Source organism: Curtobacterium flaccumfaciens (genome assembly GCF_013359815.1).
In the GTDB taxonomy this organism is placed as follows: Bacteria; Actinomycetota; Actinomycetes; order Actinomycetales; family Microbacteriaceae; genus Curtobacterium; species Curtobacterium flaccumfaciens.
Map to the genome: position 1 here is coordinate 30,369 of NZ_JABMCF010000027.1, position 17,430 is coordinate 47,798.

20 protein-coding genes are annotated in these 17,430 nt (G+C 66.1%); 12 read left to right on the forward strand and 8 right to left on the reverse strand.

All coding sequences use genetic code 11. From position 1 onward, the window contains the following. The first annotated feature begins 530 nt into the window (after positions 1 to 530). Positions 531 to 1,154, forward strand: a complete 624-nt coding sequence (locus HP445_RS00845) for a recombinase family protein (RefSeq protein WP_232536683.1) — start codon at positions 531 to 533, stop codon at positions 1,152 to 1,154. Between the two features lie 1,067 nt (positions 1,155 to 2,221). On the opposite strand, the gene HP445_RS00850 is transcribed toward HP445_RS00845, so the two are convergent. The 5 genes from HP445_RS00850 to HP445_RS00870 form a co-directional block, all read right to left on the reverse strand. Next, a complete protein-coding gene (locus HP445_RS00850) occupies positions 2,222 to 3,274 on the reverse strand; it encodes a BLUF domain-containing protein (protein WP_128781674.1) in 1,053 nt (350 codons plus the stop codon). A gap of 103 nt (positions 3,275 to 3,377) precedes the next feature. Continuing rightward, the gene (locus HP445_RS19290) at positions 3,378 to 3,560 is read right to left on the reverse strand and encodes an RNA polymerase sigma factor (protein WP_128781750.1); all 183 of its coding nucleotides are present in this window, start codon (positions 3,558 to 3,560) and stop codon (positions 3,378 to 3,380) included. A 185-nt stretch (positions 3,561 to 3,745) separates the two neighbouring features. Further along, the gene (locus HP445_RS00860; RefSeq protein WP_128781675.1) at positions 3,746 to 4,525 is read right to left on the reverse strand and encodes an alpha/beta fold hydrolase; all 780 of its coding nucleotides are present in this window, start codon (positions 4,523 to 4,525) and stop codon (positions 3,746 to 3,748) included. Positions 4,526 to 4,558: 33 nt separating this feature from the next. Continuing rightward, the gene (locus tag HP445_RS00865) at positions 4,559 to 5,185 is read right to left on the reverse strand and encodes an MmyB family transcriptional regulator (protein WP_164941299.1); all 627 of its coding nucleotides are present in this window, start codon (positions 5,183 to 5,185) and stop codon (positions 4,559 to 4,561) included. 108 nt (positions 5,186 to 5,293) lie between these two features. After that, complete coding sequence (locus tag HP445_RS00870; RefSeq protein ID WP_128781677.1) at positions 5,294 to 5,605, reverse strand: hypothetical protein; 312 nt, start codon at positions 5,603 to 5,605, stop codon at positions 5,294 to 5,296. Between the two features lie 150 nt (positions 5,606 to 5,755). Here HP445_RS00870 and HP445_RS00875 point away from each other — a divergent pair, with 150 nt between their 5' ends. The 7 genes from HP445_RS00875 to HP445_RS00905 all read left to right on the forward strand — a co-directional run bounded on the left by HP445_RS00875 (position 5,756) and on the right by HP445_RS00905 (position 13,221). After that, the gene (locus HP445_RS00875; protein ID WP_128781678.1) at positions 5,756 to 6,280 is read left to right on the forward strand and encodes a MarR family winged helix-turn-helix transcriptional regulator; all 525 of its coding nucleotides are present in this window, start codon (positions 5,756 to 5,758) and stop codon (positions 6,278 to 6,280) included. A 348-nt stretch (positions 6,281 to 6,628) separates the two neighbouring features. Next, entirely contained in the window at positions 6,629 to 6,775 is a 147-nt protein-coding gene (locus HP445_RS00880; protein ID WP_163343932.1) for a hypothetical protein, read from the forward strand. After that, positions 6,772 to 7,761, forward strand: coding sequence for a helix-turn-helix transcriptional regulator (locus tag HP445_RS19045; protein ID WP_164941295.1), 990 nt, complete (start codon positions 6,772 to 6,774; stop codon positions 7,759 to 7,761). The genes HP445_RS00880 and HP445_RS19045 overlap by 4 nt, the downstream gene beginning before the upstream one ends. Before the next feature lie 1,947 nt (positions 7,762 to 9,708). After that, on the forward strand, positions 9,709 to 9,879 hold the full coding sequence (locus tag HP445_RS00890; RefSeq protein ID WP_128781680.1) for a CsbD family protein: 171 nt from the start codon (positions 9,709 to 9,711) through the stop codon (positions 9,877 to 9,879). Positions 9,880 to 10,332: 453 nt separating this feature from the next. Next, the gene (locus HP445_RS19330) at positions 10,333 to 10,863 is read left to right on the forward strand and encodes a fluoride efflux transporter FluC (RefSeq protein WP_232536685.1); all 531 of its coding nucleotides are present in this window, start codon (positions 10,333 to 10,335) and stop codon (positions 10,861 to 10,863) included. A gap of 32 nt (positions 10,864 to 10,895) precedes the next feature. Continuing rightward, positions 10,896 to 11,372, forward strand: a complete 477-nt coding sequence (locus HP445_RS00900) for an inorganic diphosphatase (protein WP_128781681.1) — start codon at positions 10,896 to 10,898, stop codon at positions 11,370 to 11,372. A 487-nt stretch (positions 11,373 to 11,859) separates the two neighbouring features. Then, positions 11,860 to 13,221 (forward strand): PepSY-associated TM helix domain-containing protein, encoded by a 1,362-nt coding sequence (locus HP445_RS00905; RefSeq protein WP_232536686.1) that lies wholly within the window; start codon positions 11,860 to 11,862, stop codon positions 13,219 to 13,221. Between the two features lie 73 nt (positions 13,222 to 13,294). Here HP445_RS00905 and HP445_RS00910 read toward each other — a convergent pair whose 3' ends face one another. Then, positions 13,295 to 13,645 (reverse strand): hypothetical protein, encoded by a 351-nt coding sequence (locus HP445_RS00910; protein ID WP_128781683.1) that lies wholly within the window; start codon positions 13,643 to 13,645, stop codon positions 13,295 to 13,297. Beyond that, on the reverse strand, positions 13,645 to 13,803 hold the full coding sequence (locus tag HP445_RS00915; RefSeq protein WP_163343934.1) for a hypothetical protein: 159 nt from the start codon (positions 13,801 to 13,803) through the stop codon (positions 13,645 to 13,647). The genes HP445_RS00910 and HP445_RS00915 overlap by 1 nt, the downstream gene beginning before the upstream one ends. Before the next feature lie 177 nt (positions 13,804 to 13,980). Here HP445_RS00915 and HP445_RS18810 point away from each other — a divergent pair, with 177 nt between their 5' ends. From HP445_RS18810 to HP445_RS00935, 4 genes are all read left to right on the forward strand, one after another. Further along, positions 13,981 to 14,265 (forward strand): DUF4190 domain-containing protein, encoded by a 285-nt coding sequence (locus tag HP445_RS18810; protein WP_128781684.1) that lies wholly within the window; start codon positions 13,981 to 13,983, stop codon positions 14,263 to 14,265. Positions 14,266 to 14,274: 9 nt separating this feature from the next. Further along, positions 14,275 to 15,138 carry a DUF3592 domain-containing protein gene (locus HP445_RS00925; RefSeq protein ID WP_128781685.1) on the forward strand — a complete coding sequence of 288 codons (864 nt, stop codon included), beginning with the start codon at positions 14,275 to 14,277 and terminating at the stop codon, positions 15,136 to 15,138. A 220-nt stretch (positions 15,139 to 15,358) separates the two neighbouring features. Next, positions 15,359 to 15,511 carry an SH3 domain-containing protein gene (locus tag HP445_RS18410; RefSeq protein ID WP_232536693.1) on the forward strand — a complete coding sequence of 51 codons (153 nt, stop codon included), beginning with the start codon at positions 15,359 to 15,361 and terminating at the stop codon, positions 15,509 to 15,511. Between the two features lie 33 nt (positions 15,512 to 15,544). Beyond that, on the forward strand, positions 15,545 to 16,105 hold the full coding sequence (locus HP445_RS00935) for an RES family NAD+ phosphorylase (protein WP_241660493.1): 561 nt from the start codon (positions 15,545 to 15,547) through the stop codon (positions 16,103 to 16,105). A 202-nt stretch (positions 16,106 to 16,307) separates the two neighbouring features. On the opposite strand, the gene HP445_RS00940 is transcribed toward HP445_RS00935, so the two are convergent. Then, complete coding sequence (locus tag HP445_RS00940) at positions 16,308 to 16,805, reverse strand: VanZ family protein (RefSeq protein ID WP_128781687.1); 498 nt, start codon at positions 16,803 to 16,805, stop codon at positions 16,308 to 16,310. Positions 16,806 to 17,430 lie beyond the last annotated feature (625 nt).

A 17,430-nucleotide genomic window follows, 5' to 3' on the forward strand; every position in this document is an offset into this window, starting at 1 on the left:
GACCCGCCCCCAGTCGGGTATCAGGTACCTATTCGGACGACGCCAAGGAAGCGCACGGCCAAATCTAGGTTCTCCCCAGCTCACAGTCCCATTCATCAAGGACACGCGACAATTTGGTGATTCCACAGCAACGGGGCCAGTAGGTACTGTGCGGAGGGTCTTGTAGATCACCCTATACCCCGGTCTCCCATTGCCAACGGGGTGTTCGTCATCGCTTTCCTGCCACCCCTGAAAGCGGACTTCAGGTGGAAGCTCGAAGCGCGACTGCATGGCTTCAAGAAATTCGTCGGCGCCGGTCATGTCCTCCCGAGGTATGAGCCTACGTTCTCCGGTCAATCTATTTGTTATGTAAGCACGCGGGTCGAATTGGTCGCCGTTCATTGCCTACCTTCCGTCCGGGGGCAACAGACTAGCGGCGGCTGCGTGGCTCTGGGGTATACCCCAGCGCTACATGCCCTCACCCGGTCGAAACGCGTGGTTCTAGGGTGCTGTTTCGTACTTCTGCGACAGGAATGTGCGAGGGTCTAGGGGTGGTGCAGCATAAGACGCAGATCGTCGCCTACGTCCGGGTGAGCTCGATCGATCAGAATCTCGACCGGCAGCTCGAAACCATCGGCGAGGTCGACCGTGTGTTCGAGGAGAAGATCTCCGGCGGCGCACGCACCGACCGGTTGGCCCTGGCCGACTGCATCGGATACGTCCGTGACGGCGACGTCGTCCGAGTCGCATCCATGGACCGGCTCGCCCGCTCCCTCGGTGATCTACGCGATATCGTCGACGAGATCACCACTAAGGGCGCCTCGGTCGAGTTCGTGAAGGAACAGCAGACCTACAGCCGGGACACCGACGACGCTATCGGTCGGCTCATGCTCAACCTCCTCGGCGCGTTCGCCGAGTTCGAACGCACACTCATCCGCGAACGGCAACGCGAGGGCATCCGTATCGCTAAGGCTGCCGGCAAGTACAAGGGCCGCAACCGCAAGCTCACCGACGACCAGATTGCCGAAGCACGCCGACTCCTTAGCACCGGGGTGCCGAAGACCACTGTCGCTCGAGGGCTCGGCATCGATCGCAGCACCCTGTATCGGATGCTCGCGACACCCCTCTCCCCTGTCAGCCCGGACACACCCGTCGGCGGCGTCGCTGGTGTGTAGCGCTTAGCGCCGCTTTACCGGGCTTTTTTAGGCGATCACGACGACGGCTGCGCTAAGGGCCCACATGACCCGGTGATTGATACCGCGGAAGCGGCCGGCTCGCCGCCGGACACCCGCGAAGCGCTTCTCGGCGGCAGTAGCGATACCCACACCCCCAACCTCGGACTCCTTGCTGTCGGACACCTTGTGTCCGTGCGCGGTGCGGTCGGCGGCGTCGGGATCGGCGTTGCTGAGGGCGGCAAGAGCGCTTCGCGCGCGGGCCGCGTCGGCAGGCGTCGATGCGGACCCCCAGGCGACGGGCAGCTGCTCACTTCGGTGAGTGGTTCATACGCTCCGTAGCCCCTCGCGGGCACGTCGGTAGATGCCGTCGCATCAGCTGGGTTGGGGCTCGAGTGGTGGTCGGCGGTGCTGCCGATTCCCGAACCTGGCAGCACCGCCGCGGACTCACACTGATGGTGACCCCTGGCCCAGGAGCATGCTCGAACCGGGTTGCGGGAACGCTAACCCCGAACGTGATCAAAAATCGAGGACTTCCGGCAGAGTGCGGTAGCGGGACATGTCAGTGGGGAACGCGAAGCGTTCGGGTCGCTCCGCGTCCCCCCTGAGCGGCCCCAGGCGCATGGAGGCGTGCCGCCCCCTTAGGCATCCGGCACGCAGCCGGGGCTGGCCCCATAGTTGCAACCGACCATTCGGTCAGCGCACATGGTCAGCCGAGCAACACCGTACCGAGACTCCACATCCACGTCGAAGATCGGTCATAAATTGATCCACATAGCAGCAGACAGGTCGGCGAGGCCGTCGCGGAAATGCGGGGTGCCGGCTCTGATCCAGAGCCGGCACCCCGGTTTGCGTGATCAGACCCGAACTGATCACGCAACTCTTACCTTGCCGGAGTGGCTGAACTCGCGCAAGACGGCTGAAGTGAGGACATCGACAGGGGCGGAACAGCCGCATACTGGTTGTGCTCCGGCTGGTTACCGGGGAAGAGCCGCGCCGTGCTCTCTGATCGCACGGAGGGGTTCGGGCGGTACCCGTGGTCCGCCGATCCGGATCCGGGTGCTGCTTCCCTATCGAGGGTCAGCGACGGGGATGTCCCAGAAGGACGGCTGCTCGTACTGCTCGGACCAGCCGCGGCGCATCCGAGTTGCTGCGCGGTCGAACGCGTCCACGAGGTCAGTGTCCGCCGTCAGCAGCGACTGCAGGCGGAGCCCGTCGTAGAGGGCGAGAAGCTGCTGCGCGCCCCGGATCGGATCCATCGTCGCCGGCTCCCGTCCCTCCCGAACATCCGAAGTGAGTCCGTCACGGATCATCTGCCGGAATCGGCGGTAGGTGGAGCGGTAGTAGTCCGCTCCGTCGACGGTCGCGTCGGCGGCGGTCGCGAGGCTGGCTGCGAGGAGTTCCATCAGCGCCGGCTCCTCCGCGTGCGCTGTCAGGAGTGCGTGCATGAACGCGACGGTGCCCTTCTCCGCGATCAACGGCGCCAACGGCTCGGAGATCGCCTGGGTCCACCGCTCGACCGTCGCAGCCAGCAACGCGCGATCCGTCGGGAACACCTCGAGCACTTCAGCCACGCTCATCCCCGCGTGCGTCGCGGCGACCTCGAGGCTGAACCGAGTCACTCCCCCGTCGTGCAGGGCGATGATCGCCCCATTGATCGCACGCGTGCGGGGCGCTTCATCCTCGTCCGCGGTCTTGCTGGTCAACGGCGCCAGCGGGTGCCGCCGGAACCAGTCCAGCAGCCCCCGAGCACGCGTCATGCCGAAATCCGGATCCGATGGCTGGCCGGGGGCGAACAAGTCGCTGAACCCAGGAACCTGCTGCATCAGCGGGTCCAGGGGCTGGAACGCCATCGACCAGTCCGGGAACGCCCGCTGCCCGATGGGCTCGTCCAGCAGGACACGCACGTTGGTGTGGCGAGGATCACGGCGAACCTGGTCGAAACGGGCACCCACGACCTCGTCATCGCCCTCGAGGATCCCCAAGCAGTTGTCACCCTTGTGCGCGAGGACCCCGGTCACCCCCAGGGCGGTGTTCTTCTCCCGCCCCACCGCGAGGATCTGTGCGAGTTCGGTGTCCGTGATCGGACGGGTCTGCGTGCTGGTGTAGACGATCGAACGCATCAGTGCTGGTCTCCCTTACCGCCGGAACTCGGTGCACCTTCGAGTGAACCGCCCCATCGAGATGCTCACAACCCCCGACCGACTGGAGACAGACGCATCGCGCTCACGAAGATCGCGCGGACCAGTGTCGATGAAGCAGGTTCGAAGCGATACCGAACAGCCACGGCAGCGGCTCCTGCCGGTCCGGGTCGAACGATCCCCACCGGACGAGTGCGGTGACGAACGTCTCGCCCAGGATGTCCTCGGCGCTCTGCAGGTCAGTTCGGCGCGCGAGGTAGAGCAGGATGCGGCGGCCGTGCTGGTCGAACTGACGACCGAGCTAAGCAGCGGCTTCAGGCGGGGGGTGATGACTAGGCACAGTAGGTATTGCCCGATCCTGCCGGAAGAGTTCCGTTTTCGTCGGTGGCTGCCGCGATAGCTACGGCTCGCATGCCCACTCAAGGCGACGAAGATGTCCCGTTGGCCGATCGGCTACCGGTCGATCCGCGCGAGCCAGTCGCGGACCAGAGCGGCGGTGATCCCGGGTCGCTCGAGGTGCACGTTGTGTCCAGCACCGTCGAGGACGACGAAGCTGCCACGCGGGTAGTGGTCCCGGAGCGCGAGCCCGTCCTCGTACCCGACGACGTCGTCCTGCCGACCAAACAGGTGCAGGGCCGGAGCGGTGAACGGTTCCGGGTGGAGCTCCTCCGGCACCGCGTCCAGTGCGTAGTCGGCGGCGATGCGGTCCATCACAGCAGGGTCGGCGCCACGGAGACCGGGCAGCACGTACCGCTCGAACGCCGTGAACGCGGCGGCGTCCTGGATAACGCTGACCTCCTCGAATGCTTCTCGCGCGTCGCCAGCGGCTTCGAGGACGGACGGTTCGGTGTACAGCACGGTGCGCTTGGGGACGTCACGGTCTGCGTGGGCAGGATGCACGACACCCGCCAAGGTCGCGACGCCGAGCACCTGGTCTCGGCGTTCGTGCGCGACGTGTCGGGCGATCATGCCGCCGAAAGAGTTCCCGATGACGGCGAAGGGCTCGTCCCCGAGGTGGGCGTCGATGTCGACGAGTACCTCGTCGGCCACGTCGACCGCGCTCTTCGCGGTCGCGGTCGCCGCGGCGGCTCCGGCCCACGGCAGGTCGAGGAACACCAGCCGCCAAGGCAGGTCCTGCACCGCGTCCGCCAGCGGCAGCATGATCCGGTGGTCGACACCAAACCCGTGAAGGGCGACGAGCGGGCGACCAGAACCAAGAACTTGCGCGATCACCCAGCAAGCCTATGAGCTGCCCGTACCGATCGGCTATCGAGACGCAGAAGAGCCTCGGCGCAGGTGCTGCGCCGGGCGGACGACGTTCTGCGCCGCCCACAGGATGCGGAACTCATCGCTCCGGGTAGACAGTTCCCCGACGAGGCCGCTCACGGCCCGGTCGTAGGGGTTCCGGCCGGCCTCGTCGCGGAGCATGGCGACCATGTCGGCTGCGGTGTTGTCCCACTCGGGGTAGAAGCGGTGCGACCGGTGGTCGAGGAAGATGAACCGGGCGTGGTTCACCGGCCGTGCCGGCTGCACGTACATCTCGGAGAACAGGGCCCGGCCGAGCTCGTTCGTGGCGAGGATGTCACCGCGTCCGTTGCGGATCACCGCGGGAACGTTGGTGACGTTGTCCAGCCCTGCCGCGATGAGCGCGCCGAGCACGATCTGCGCGCAATACGGCGATGCTGTGGCGGGAGACACAACCGACACCAGCTCGGCTTCGAATCTACGGTGCAAGCCGGATCTGATCGGCCCGGCCCGCTGCTCTTCGAGTGAGTGCTGGCCGGATTCCGGGCACCAACGCAACCCGTCGCTTGCCAGAAGCTCCCGCAACCCCTCTCCTCCGGTAAGCAACATCCTGGCGTTGCGGGGGTATGAGCGTGGGCCGCTCCGCATGGAATCGGAACGGCCCACTGTCCGGGTCGGTCACCACTTCGGTATTGACAAGCAGCAGCTCATCCGTGATTCGCCCGTTCAGGGAAGGGCGAACATCACGCTCGGTGGTTAGTTCGAGCGGCCGTTGAGGTCGCGTCGGTCGTCGTCGTTCCAGTCGGGCTTGCGCACACCGGACTTCGCGATGCCACGGCTGACGACGTAGGCGGCCGTCACGATCGCGACGTACAGCCAGGCCTGGTCCGCGCCGAAGCCGGTGTGGCCCTCGTCCGCGTTGTCCACGACGGCCGACGCGACAAGGATCGCGATGGACACGACCAGCCAGGCGTAGAACTCCGTGGTCTTGAGCGCGGACTTGGTCTCGTTCCAGGTGGCACGCACGACCGAGTCGTGGCGTGCGGTGTTTCCTGCCGTGTTCGACATGGGGCTCCTTCTGATCTCCGCCACCGAGCATCGGTGACGTCATGACTCGAAGCGTTGTCTCGCTCGGCTGGTTACTCGCCCAGTTTGAGTTCTCAGGTGCGCCGGGAAGGATGGCATTATCCACGGAACGATGGACGGAGCGCGGCGGACATGAGCAACGAGAGTCACCCAGGTAGCACGCCTGCCTTCTTCCCTGAGCCGCCTCGGACTACCGAGGGCGCTGCTGCGATCGCGAGCCTGCAGGCGTTGCGCGACAGCGTCCACGATGCCGACGGTGAGGCCCTTCGCGAGCTTGGGATGTTGCCGATCGATGCCCTTGCCCTGCGGCACCTCATCGTTGAGCGGCGGGAGGGTCGGCTCGTGAACGCGACGCAGCTGGCGCGAGCATTGCGTCTCTCTACGGCCGGGATTACGAAGCTCATCGATCGGCTCGTGCGCGACGGGCGGGCGGAACGACAGCCGAACCCGAAGGATCGCCGCGGCATCATCATCGCCACCACTGGTGCTGCTGAAGATGAACTCGCGCGTGCCTACGGGCATATTCACGCGCCGCTGCTTGCCGCCATCAACGCGCTCAGCGCCGAGGAAGCAGTTGCAGTGCAACGCTTCGCATCCCGTCTCGCTGAAGCGTTGCGCGCTGAGCTGTCAACGATCGGCACCCGGACCGTCGTCTAACAGGTGTGACGTTGGGCTCTTGAGCCGCGTCTGCCAGCTCCGTAGGTGCTGGCCCGTCCCCGCCGTGACGCGAGCTACCCGCGCTATGCGGTGCGACTCGTGACTTGCGTTCGGACGGGGACAGTGCCAGATATCGTCCACCGTATTGCCGCCACCAACGCGGTGCCGCGGTTCCGAGGGACGGATTGCGCGGATCCCGAAACCACACACAGTCGCTGAGTAGCGTGGAATCACCGGCCGAGTTGGCAGTCCGTCGCCTTGATAGCTTCCGCGTTCTGCGGGACCCTCGGCACACAGCGGACCGGTCGGCAGCCAGAGGCATCCATCGCCTCATGGAAGTAGGTCTTCGTGACCACCGAAACACGCACCTGCATCGCGGCAGCGCCGCACATTCTCGAAACGAACTGCGCGACGCGGCGTCGACCGTCGTTCGTCCTTCGCGACAAGCTGGTCTTCCGGGCCAGAGGTCTCGACACGATCGCGGGGCAGCTGTGACTGAGGACTGCACCTCGTCTGCACTTCTGCAGCCGCTGGTCGCAGTGTCCGGCCGTGACACCGACACCGCGATTGCCTCTTTGGCGGGCATGTATGCCGGCAAGACGTGGTACTCCCGTCCCGTCGACCAGGACTACTGGTACAAGTACGTCGCCGTGGGCGATGAGCAGCTCAGCATCCGCCGCTCACAGATGCACGGCTACCTCCGCGGCGACGTCGCGGTCGAAGGCGAGATCGTTGTGCAGTGGTTAGAGCAGGGCAGTGCCCGCGTTGACATCGGCCGGGACGAGATCCAGATGCGGCCAGGGGTGCCCACCATGTTCCCCGTTGAGCGTCGCTTCGAGATGGAATATGAGGACTGGGACCAACGGCTGGTCCACCTCAGTCGCGATCTTGTGCTCGACGTTGCGTCGGAGGGTTACGTCGTTGACGGCTCGCTCGCGTTCCAGTCTGCCGCTGCCCAGGACGATGCCAGCGCGATAGCGCGGTGGCGCGGCGCGGTGACGGATGCAATGCGCGTCCTGCGGGGAAGCGGCGTGAGCTCGCTGCCCTGGCACGAGGCGCAACGTGACGTCGCTCGGGCTCTCCTGCAGCTGTATCCGCTGCAGGCCAACAGGTTCCCGATCGGGTCTACGCGCACCAGCAGCCGGCGCCTCCGGACCGCGATCGAATACATCCAGACGCACGCTCAGGAACCGCTGACCGTCGTCGACATCGCTCGGGCTTGCGATCTCAGCGTCCGCGGCGTGCAGGAAACGTTCCAACGCTCCCTCGGGACAACCCCGATGGGGTATCTCCGCGACACGCGCCTCCGCCGCACGCACGAGGAGCTGCAGGCCGCGGTACAACACGACGGCGTTTTCGTCGCAGCTGTCGCAGAGCGGTGGGGCTTCCACCACATGGGACGCTTCTCTGCCTCCTACATCGCTGAGTTCGGCGAGTATCCCAGGCAGACGCTCCGCGCTGCACGCGCACGCGTTCGCTGACCGCTGCATCCGTACGACGGGGGCTCATCTCGCGAGTGCAGCTCGCATCCGATCCGTGAGGTTCGCCATGAAGCCGCGTCTCCTCCTCAAGCTCGTCATCCGGCACACGCATCGCGAGCATCCGTACACCGGGCCTCCGGAAGGAGCGACGCGCACCTGGGGCCGCCCTCGTTTTCGTCCGTTGGGACATCCACGACCTTGCCGGCTCGCCCCACCGCAAGCGCTGCGACGTGACGCATCAGGGCGTCCGCGGACGGCAGCGGAACGCACCCGGTATGGAGTCACGGCGCTGGGAAAGCACGAACGTGGCGCCGCTAGCCGCTCTCCGCAGCACGCCGGACGATCGCCGTGGTGCGGAATATGATCACCTCTGCTGCACCACGGTCCCTAGCCTGTGGTCACTCGGCCGGGCCGAGTGGGTCATCGTCTTCACCTTCAGCGTTGAACCCGACGACGCCGTAGCTGCGGGCGTCTGTCCCCGACCCGAACCAGCGACAGGCGCCCGCTTACTTTGACTCAACGCCTGATCCGTATGGACCGCGTATTGCTGCGCCGGGCGGACAAAGCGGTCTACTGCCCAGCGGTCAACTTTCGCTGTGGCCCAAGATGGGCATCCGCTGGCTCGGCGACTCAGCCTGCGTGCGGGTGCATCGGTTACCGTCGTCGCAGGAAGCGCCGTCGTGTCAATTCGGGTTTGACGCGGGGGCGCTTCTGCACTCTGCCAGCGCAGGCGTTTGGCTACACCCGCGGGGCCTGTCGTCTTTGGCGGGATCGGTCGGACTCGTCCTCGTACTGGTGGTAGGAGCGCTCAGCGACGGCTCTCTTCGTGAGGTGACCGCATCCAGCAGCGCACCGGCGGCCGGTGCGCTCGATCGTGCACCATGGCGGGGCGCGGCAGCAGCGTTGGTCGTCGTCGGAATTGGCCTCGTCCGCCCTGCATTCGGAGTGAGTTTGCTTGACGCCCTCGTGTGACGTTCTACACACGGCCTAGCGGGCCGGCGGCTCACCACGGATGACTAGGAAGGCAACGCCGGACGCGGGCGCACGTGCAACATCGCTTCCTCGCGGCCGGGAGACGTCGCCGCGTCGAGCTGCAGACTGATCAGTCGTGCTCGCGCACGTCATCAGTAGGCTGAGGACGTCGACGGAGTTGCGGCGACTGCGGCGCTGATCAGCACCAGGGAGAGGACAGTGATGATCTCACCCGATCGATGGAACTCTCGGATGGACTCTGGACGCCAGATCTCGGATGAGGATTTCGTGTGGGTCTGTGAAGGAATCGTGGACTCTGACCGGAAGGACCTTTCGCCTTCACGTGAAGATGGCTACCTTCGAGGTGCGGATTCGGTTTGAGCGAGCTCCTGGGTTCGAACTTGCCATCGTTGATGGTGGGGACTGCGGTGGCGATGTTGGCGCCTAAGGGGGGCTTGCATCGCCATCGCGGCCCGCTGTTCCGGGCCCATCAGCGCTGACTGCATTCCTCTGGCTAAGTTCACTCGGGGCTGGTGACAGTTCTCAAGGCGCTCGCGTCGAGGCGTGAGGGGTGTGGCCGCGGTCAGGGGTTCGGGTCCGCAGTGGCGTACGGTGCGGGTGATGACAGCGAAACGTTCGGGCCAACGGTCGCGCCGACGGCGGCGGTCTCCGAGCGGGGCGCGGCGTCTCATGTCCTGGGAATGGGCAGGTCTGGTCGTGTTGGCCGCTGTTGCGCTCGGTCTCACCGGTGCCGCGTTGATCTTCCGCTGAGCCGACGTTCTGCGCTCAGTTGCGTGCTGACCCTTCGGCCTTGATGTGGATCGGAGACCAGGCACGGGCGTGGTTTCGTGGCTAAGTTGCGGCTGCGCGAGGGGGAGGAAGTCGCCCCCTGGAGGCGGGCTGCGAGCGACGCAAAACGGCGTGCGTATCTTCGGGTCACGCGCAGGTGGTGTGCGGACGACGGAGGAGATGAGTATGGGACTCGACGACAAGATCAAGAATGCCGCGCAGGATGTCGCTGGCAAGGCGAAGGAAGCCGTTGGCGATCACAAGGGCGATGACAGCCTGAAGGCTGAGGGGCAGAAGGACCAGGCGGCTGCGTCGACGAAGAAGGTCGGCGAAGACGTCAAGGACGTGTTCAAGTAGCACCGCGCACCAACTGATGGCCCGTCCTCGAACAGGAGGCGGGCCATCAGCGTTTCGCTCTTTGACGTCCACTGCCGCAGCCGGCTCTCTCGGTGGTGTTGAGCCGGTCGAAACGGACTCGCCTCGCAAGCCACGTGTAGAGGACGCGAGCGCCCGCGGGCCCTCGAGACAGCGTGTGTGCGTCGCTCCCCAGTCGTGCAAATCGTTGGAATCGGGTCGCGGGCCAGGGGCAACACTGCCGCTCAGACGCGCACCCTGCACGCTTCCTGAATCGTGCAGGGGTCGGGACGGTCGAGATGCCCCGGCGTGCGGTCACGCTGTCGAGGTTGGGTGCATACTGATCATTTCGTCAGACCCGGCAGTGGGGCTTGCCGGACCCAACCTCGACACTCGTCGACAACAGTCCCTATCTCAGCTGGTCGCGCTTCTGCGCGCCTGAGGTAGGGAGACGACATGGAACAAGCAGCATCAGCTGGCGCGGTCGTTGTCGGTGTGCAGGCAGGGCGAGTGCGCGACATTGTGACGGTCGCAGCGGAAATCGCAGAACGCTTCAAGGTTCCCCTCGTTTGCGTGATGGTCGACCCCGCGCTGCTGTCTGCCGGGAGTCGGGCGGACGGGTCCGAGATCATCGAACCGATCGATCCGGACACGCCGGACGCCCGGCCGGTGGACCTCCCTGACGCTGATCGGGCCGTCATCGATGAGATCGCCTCGGCCCGGTCAGTCCAGGCCTCGGTACTGACGAAGGCGGGCGATCCCGCGCGCGCGCTGGCCTCAGTTGCAGAGGAGCGCGGCGCGGTGCCGGTCGCGGTCCTCGGCACCGGGGTGATGGGCGGCTACACCACGTTCAGCACCGCCAGCTTCGAAACCGTCCGCCTCGCCCGCAGCGGCCGGATCACCGCCGCAGCCGCCAACGGTCTCGGGATGCTCATCGTCTCCGTCGCCGCAGCGACCGCCGGCGTTCTCCTCGGCGGCACCCTATGACCACCACACCAGCTCCCCACCCGGAGGCTCCCATGCAGTTCGACGTCACGATCGAGATCCCGCGCGGCAGCGGCAACAAGTACGAAGTCGACCACACCACCGGTCGCATCCGCCTCGACCGGGCCGTGTTCACCAGCATGGTGTTCCCCCAGGACTACGGCTCCATCGACAACACCCTCGACGACGACGGCGACCCCCTCGTGCTCCTGCCCTGCCCGACGTTCCCCGGCGTCGTGATCGACGTCCGTCCGGTGGGGATGCTGCGCATGGTCGACGAGAACGGCGGCGACGACAAGATCCTCACGGTCCCCGCCAACGATGACCGGTTCGCTGCCGTGCAGGACATCGGCGACGTGCCCAAGCACACTCTCGCGGAGATCGAGCACTTCTTCGCCCACTACAAGGAACTCGAGCACGGCAAGCACGTCACCACCAACGGGTGGGCCGACCGGACCGCCGCCGAAGCCGCCATCCGGAGCGCGCAAGAAGCCCACACACCACACCCCTAGGCCACGCGCCAGGGTGTCCCATAGACCGCCGCGGGGAGGCACTGGCGCTGAGTGATCGCCAGCAGGTCGTCCCCTCCGCCTCCCCGCGGCTCTTCCCCTCCCAACCACGGAGCCCATCAGGGCGAATACATTGCCCACTACGACCACCCCGTCGTCACCGACGCCGTGCACGGTGCCCGCATCCTCGATTCCCGCGGCTCCCCCGGCTGTCCAAGTCACTATCGAGCTCGCCTTCGAACGCAGCTCATTGCCCATGCGCGCCGCATCGCAGTCGTACCGCACGGACGATGGCAGCGACACGGTCCCGTCGTCGACGCGCCCGCCTCCGGCGGATCACTTCTACAAGTTGTAGAGTGCCTTCTGTCGTGCACCGTGCGCGATCTTGAACCAGCGCGAGGACTCGATGACCGCCGTAGACGATCGTCCCGTCAACCCGTCGACTGCGACACCGATTCGACCCGGACGGGAGGCGTCCCGGGGTTGGTTCATGCAGCTCCTGCTGCGGCTGCACTTCACCGCAGGGCTGTTCATCGGACCGTTCATCCTGATCGCCGCGCTCTCCGGTGCCGCGTACGCCCTCGGCCCCTCGATCGAGCAGATCGTCGACAAGCATGAGCTGACGGCACCCTCGAGCGCCGCACCGCTCCCGCTCGCAGACCAGATCGATGCCGCGCAGGCGTACATCAACCGCCACCACCCGGAAGACTCGCTGTCCGCTGTTCGACCGGCACCGGCACCGGGAGCAACGACGCGTGTGATGTACGCCGAGGACGGGCTCCTCGAATCGCAGTCGCGTGCGATCTTCATCGATTCCGGCACGGCCGAGGTGCGTGGTGACCTCCTCGTCTACGGGACCTCTGGTGCGCTGCCGTTCCGAACATGGGTGGACACGTTCCACCGGTCGCTGTTCTTGGGCGATGCCGGTCGCCTCTACAGCGAGACCGCAGCATCGTGGTTGGGCGTCGTCGCCCTGGCCGGGCTCGGGCTGTGGATCGCCCGGATCCGGCGAGCACGCGCGAAGCGAGATCTCGTCCGTCCCGCCCGCGGTGTCCGCGGGTACCGCCGGCTCTTCTCTTGGCATGCGTCGACCGGAATCTGGCTGCTGCTCGGCGCCCTGTTCCTGTCCGCAACGGGGATCACCTGGTCACAGTTCGGCGGGGCGAACGTCGATTCGCTCCGAGCGGCGTGGGGTTGGGGCACCCCGTCGTTGACGACGACCCTGTCTGAACATCCCACCACGCCTGGAGGCGAGCACAGCGCCCACCACGGCGGCGCGGAGGTCGCGGGCAACACCGGTCCTGCGACGGTCACTGCGTCGCTTTTCGACGAGGTCCTCGCCAAGGCCAGGACGGTCAACATCCATGCCGGGGAGGTCCAGATCACCGCGCCCGCAACCGCGGACCAGGCCTGGACTGTCGCCGAGATCAAACGGTCATACCCCACCGCGGTGTCCTCCGTCGCGATCGATCCGAACGACATGTCCGTGGTGTCCCGCACCGACTTCAGCTCCTACTCGATCCCCGCAAAGCTTGCTCGGTGGGGCATCGACACCCACATGGGCACCATGTGGGGACTGCCGAACCAGATCCTGCTCTTCGGCACCGCGCTCGGGATCGCGGCCATGGTCGTCTTCGGCTACGCCATGTGGTGGAAGCGTCTACCGGCAGGTAGCCGCTTCGGCCGCGCCCCGGCTGCCGGCGCCCTCGCACGGGCACCATGGTGGGGAACGGCTGCAGTGATCGTCGTCGCCGTCGAGATCAGCCTCGTCCTCCCAACGTTCGGCGTGAGCCTGCTCGCATTCGTGGTCGTCGACGCCCTCATGGTGACGTACCACGCCCGACGCAGCTGAGGCCACTGAAGGATCCGGCGACTGCCACCTCGAGGCCCTCAACTCATGAGGACGGAGCCTTCCGCGTGCGTCTTCAGACGGTCGAGGCGACTGTCCAGAACTCCGGCCCAGGCTTGCTGATCAGCCGCTGGTCCGTGAACGAGCCGTCAGCAAAGGTGAACCGCGCAACGGGAACACCACCCTGCGCCGTCTTGCCGGTATCGACGATCGAGGCCACTTGTGACCGCGGAACAGTCACGAGGTGCTCGGCCGGCAGCTGGTTCCCCGTCATCCCAAGATCCCACATCGACAGGTTCTGCTCGCTGATGACCAAGAGGTACGGCCCGGCCTCGTTCGGCAGACTCCGTGCCGTCGAGCCGTCTTCGCCGCCGATGTGCTGCGACCGCGACACGGCCGTCTCGACCGCCGACGTCACCAGATTCATCAGCCGGCCGTCGACGCCGACGCCACCCCGCCGCGCTTGAAACCACTCGGGATCACCTGGCAGTAGACCAGCACACGGTCCCCGTCAGGGAGCAACCTGCCGATTTCGGACGCGACGTCAATCGCTGGCCCCGTGAAGAGCGCCTTGTACTTGTCCATCAGCCCCATGGGTCCTACCCTCGCCGTGTCGGGGAGCACGCTCCCCGCGCTCCATCGCGACGAGGGTAACGGCTCGCCCTTTGTGAATGGAAGCGCTTACAAAATGCGGCGGCGGCTGCCGAGATCGAATTTTGAGACGGTTCACGCAATAAATAGATATGAGATACGGTCCTGGCCGTGACTTTTCAGCAGCCCACCACCCAGCACCCCTCAGCCGCCCCGTACTCCGCTGCGCCGCGGACGAACACGCTCGCGATCGTGTCGCTCGTCCTGGCCTTCGTCGCCCCACTCATCGGCTTCGTCTTGGGCTTCATCGCACTGTCGCAGGTGAAGTCTCGTGGCGAGAACGGCCGGGGGCTCGCGTTGGGAGCGGTGATCGTCGGTGGAATCATCACGGCGCTGTACGTGATCCTGATCATCGCCCTCGCCGTGGCCGGATCGTCGACGCCGACCACGTACTGATCGCCGCCAATGAGCACCACTGATCCGTCCGCCGCGAAACGGGACCGCGCTGCTCGCCTTCGCGGCAGCACCACTGCTCTGATGATGACGCTGGTCGGCGCGGTCCTCGTCCTCGGAGCAGGTTCCGTCTCCGGCTACGCGATCGGATCGTTCACCGGAGTGTTCCGGGAGATGCACCTCAACAGTGTCTTCTCGCACTCCCCTGACCCGGACCATCCCTGGTGGGCAGCACCGACAGCCATCTTCGGATCCATGATCGCTACAGCGATCTACTCGAGATGGAACCACCGCTTCACCGGCAGGTCAGCTGACTTCGCCGGCATCGGTCCGGGAAGCCTCTGGCTGATCGGTGCCGCGGCTGGACTGTGGTGGACAACCACCGCGCTCTGGCCCGCACCCGACCGCGTCGGTACCGCCGTCGACCCGGAGTTCGGCCAAGACACGGCATGGGGATTCGGCGCATGGGTCTGGTACGCGTCGGCCTGGTGGCTCCCCGCCTTGTTCACCATGCTGGCAATCGCTGCACTGCTACTCGGCGCCACCGGCCGCCGCGGGCAACGCGACCGACGTGGCCGCGTTACCGAACTCCTCTCCGCTGGACGCCGAACCCCGGGCACCGTGACCGCTGTGAGCGGTACAACAACCCCGGATGCAGCGCTCACACTCATCCGGTGGACCTTCACCTTCACCGACAGCGCCGGCCAGACGCGATGGGTCGAGCGCACCAACGGATTCCCACACGGGTCGGCCCCGACGATCGGTGCGACCATCACCGTCCTCTACGACCCCACGCACCCAGCGGATAAGAAGTCGATCTTCGCGGCCGTGACCGGTGGCGACAACCCGGACGATTACCTCCGGCCCGGGATGTGACGACATGCAGCACACACCTCATCCGCCGCTCCCGACCTACTGCAGAGTTCGTGCCGATCACTCGGTTCCGGAGCGAGCCCCGCACCGGTTCGAGGTCGGGGACACCATCACGGTCGGGACCCGAGACACCGAATGGCCAGCGTTCGTGTTCGTCACCGCCGACCGGGGACGTGGGTGGGTTCCCGCCCGCCACGTCGATACGACCAGCTCACCGCCCACGATGCGGACGGCGTACGACACCCAGGAGCTCCCCGCTTCCGAAGGGGAAACGGTCCAACTCGTTGTGGACGATCCGGAGAGCGGCTGGGCGTGGTGTCGCAACGCCGACGGGCGCGAGGGGTGGCTCCCCCACCGGGCACTCACCCTCGACTGACGCATGCGACGTCACCAACGCCTCCCGCCAACAGTGCCGTTCGCACAGTTGCCAGGAATGCGGACAGCACGCGCCGGCTCGTGCGAGGCTGCAGACATGAACAGTCCCGACACCGTCGTCGCGCCGGAAGTCCGTGGCACGTTCTACCGGGCAATCGACCCGCGCTTTCGCCAGTTCGCACTCGCCGGGTCACGCACCGCCGGCCGTTACTCACGAGCGGATGAACCCACCCTGTACCTGAGTTCCTCGGTCGAAGGCGTCGACGCAGCGCTGATCGCCCACAGGAACGCCAGGGCAAGCGCACTCGAGATCGTCGAGATCGATGTCAAAGCAGTCGGCATCGTCGACCTTCGAGACCCGACCGCCCTCGCGAAGCTCGGCATCGACCTCGCCGACGCGATGGCGCCCTGGCAGCACGTCGCTGCAGCCGGTGGGACGCCGTCGTCATGGTCGGTGCGCGACCGTCTCGTCCAGGCCGGCGCGAACGGTCTGATCGATCCCTCGCGGAGACGACCCGACCTCTGGCACCTCGTCCTCTTCCGCTGGAACGCACCGGACTCCCCCACCGCGCACCTTCGAGACCGCAGTCAGTAACTGACGGCACCGAGCACGTCCCGCCGGGAGCAATGACGGGACGGCACCGAGCGCGGCGCCGGAAATCCGCCCTGGGTCGGCGGTCAGACAGCCGAGGAGTTCATCATCCTCAGCATTGCCGGTGAGCACGCGCACATCGCGCTTTGATCTCTAGTAGCACACCGATCGCGGATCGGGTGCACCGCTGGTGGTCAGTGACTCGTTACGAGACCGCGGTGGTCCTGCCGCGCCGGATGATCGCGCAGATGACGAGAGCGATGACCGCTCCCAGGACCGCTCCGACGGAGTTCATGAACCAATCGTTCGTGTCGCACCGGCGACCGAGAACGGGCGCGAGGGCCTGAACGAGTTCGATGACTGCGGAGAGGGCGACCGCACCGGCGAGGACGGTAAGCGGCCGGTTCGTCGCCGTCCCGAGGAAGAGCACGAGCGGCAGCAGCATCGCAACGTTGGCGAGCGTGTCGATGCCCTGGAACGGGACGCTGAACTGCGCGGTGCAGGTGGCACCGCCGGGCCGAGCCCCATCGGGCAGCAGGGTCAGGACGAGCACCGCAACGAGTGCGACAGCCGAGAGGCAGAGGAGGACACGCCGAAGCCGGAACCAGTGCAGGACCCAGGCGAGCACGGTAGCGGCCGCGACGGCGACCCAGAAGCCGATGCGGACGAGGGTCGCGTGTTCGACGAGGAACGTGGAGATCACCGGAGGCCGTCACTTTCTCGGTCGAGGCGCATGGGCCAGACATTCATCAGTGCGGACTCCGCGGGGAGGAGCAAGTTGTGTGCGCGAGGACAGCGGCGCCAGCACTGCGCGCGGCTGCCGTGTCGGTTCCGATAATAATCATTCTCGGAACATCTCGGCAGGGGTGGAAGTAGCGGCGATCCGAAGTGTCGCCGGCCGAATAACTTGTCTCTGTCGTCCGCCAGCTAACTTGTCCGACTGCCACGCAACGTGTCCGAAATACCGATAAGGACAGGTGGTTTGGCAGCGACGACGTGTCCGGTCGCACTCGCGGGCCGTGCCGAGTGTCCGGGCTGCACGACCGGTCGGCTTCCGTCGCCCGCGGCCAATCCGCCATCGACCCGCGGGACCACGAGAGACGACTTCGACCTGTAGCACTTAGGGCACCTTCACCGGGCATTTTTGCGGGACAGGTATACGGGAATCCCCAGGTCAAGCAGCACACGGGCAAGTTGTCGTGGTTGTCGGCGCAAGCCGCGTATCGGTGGACGACCGGCTAATGGGACAGCCCTCGCCCCCTGTATAGGGGTGCCGTGCGGCGGGAGATAGGACGGTTCCTCAACTAGCCTGAGACCGATCTAGGAGG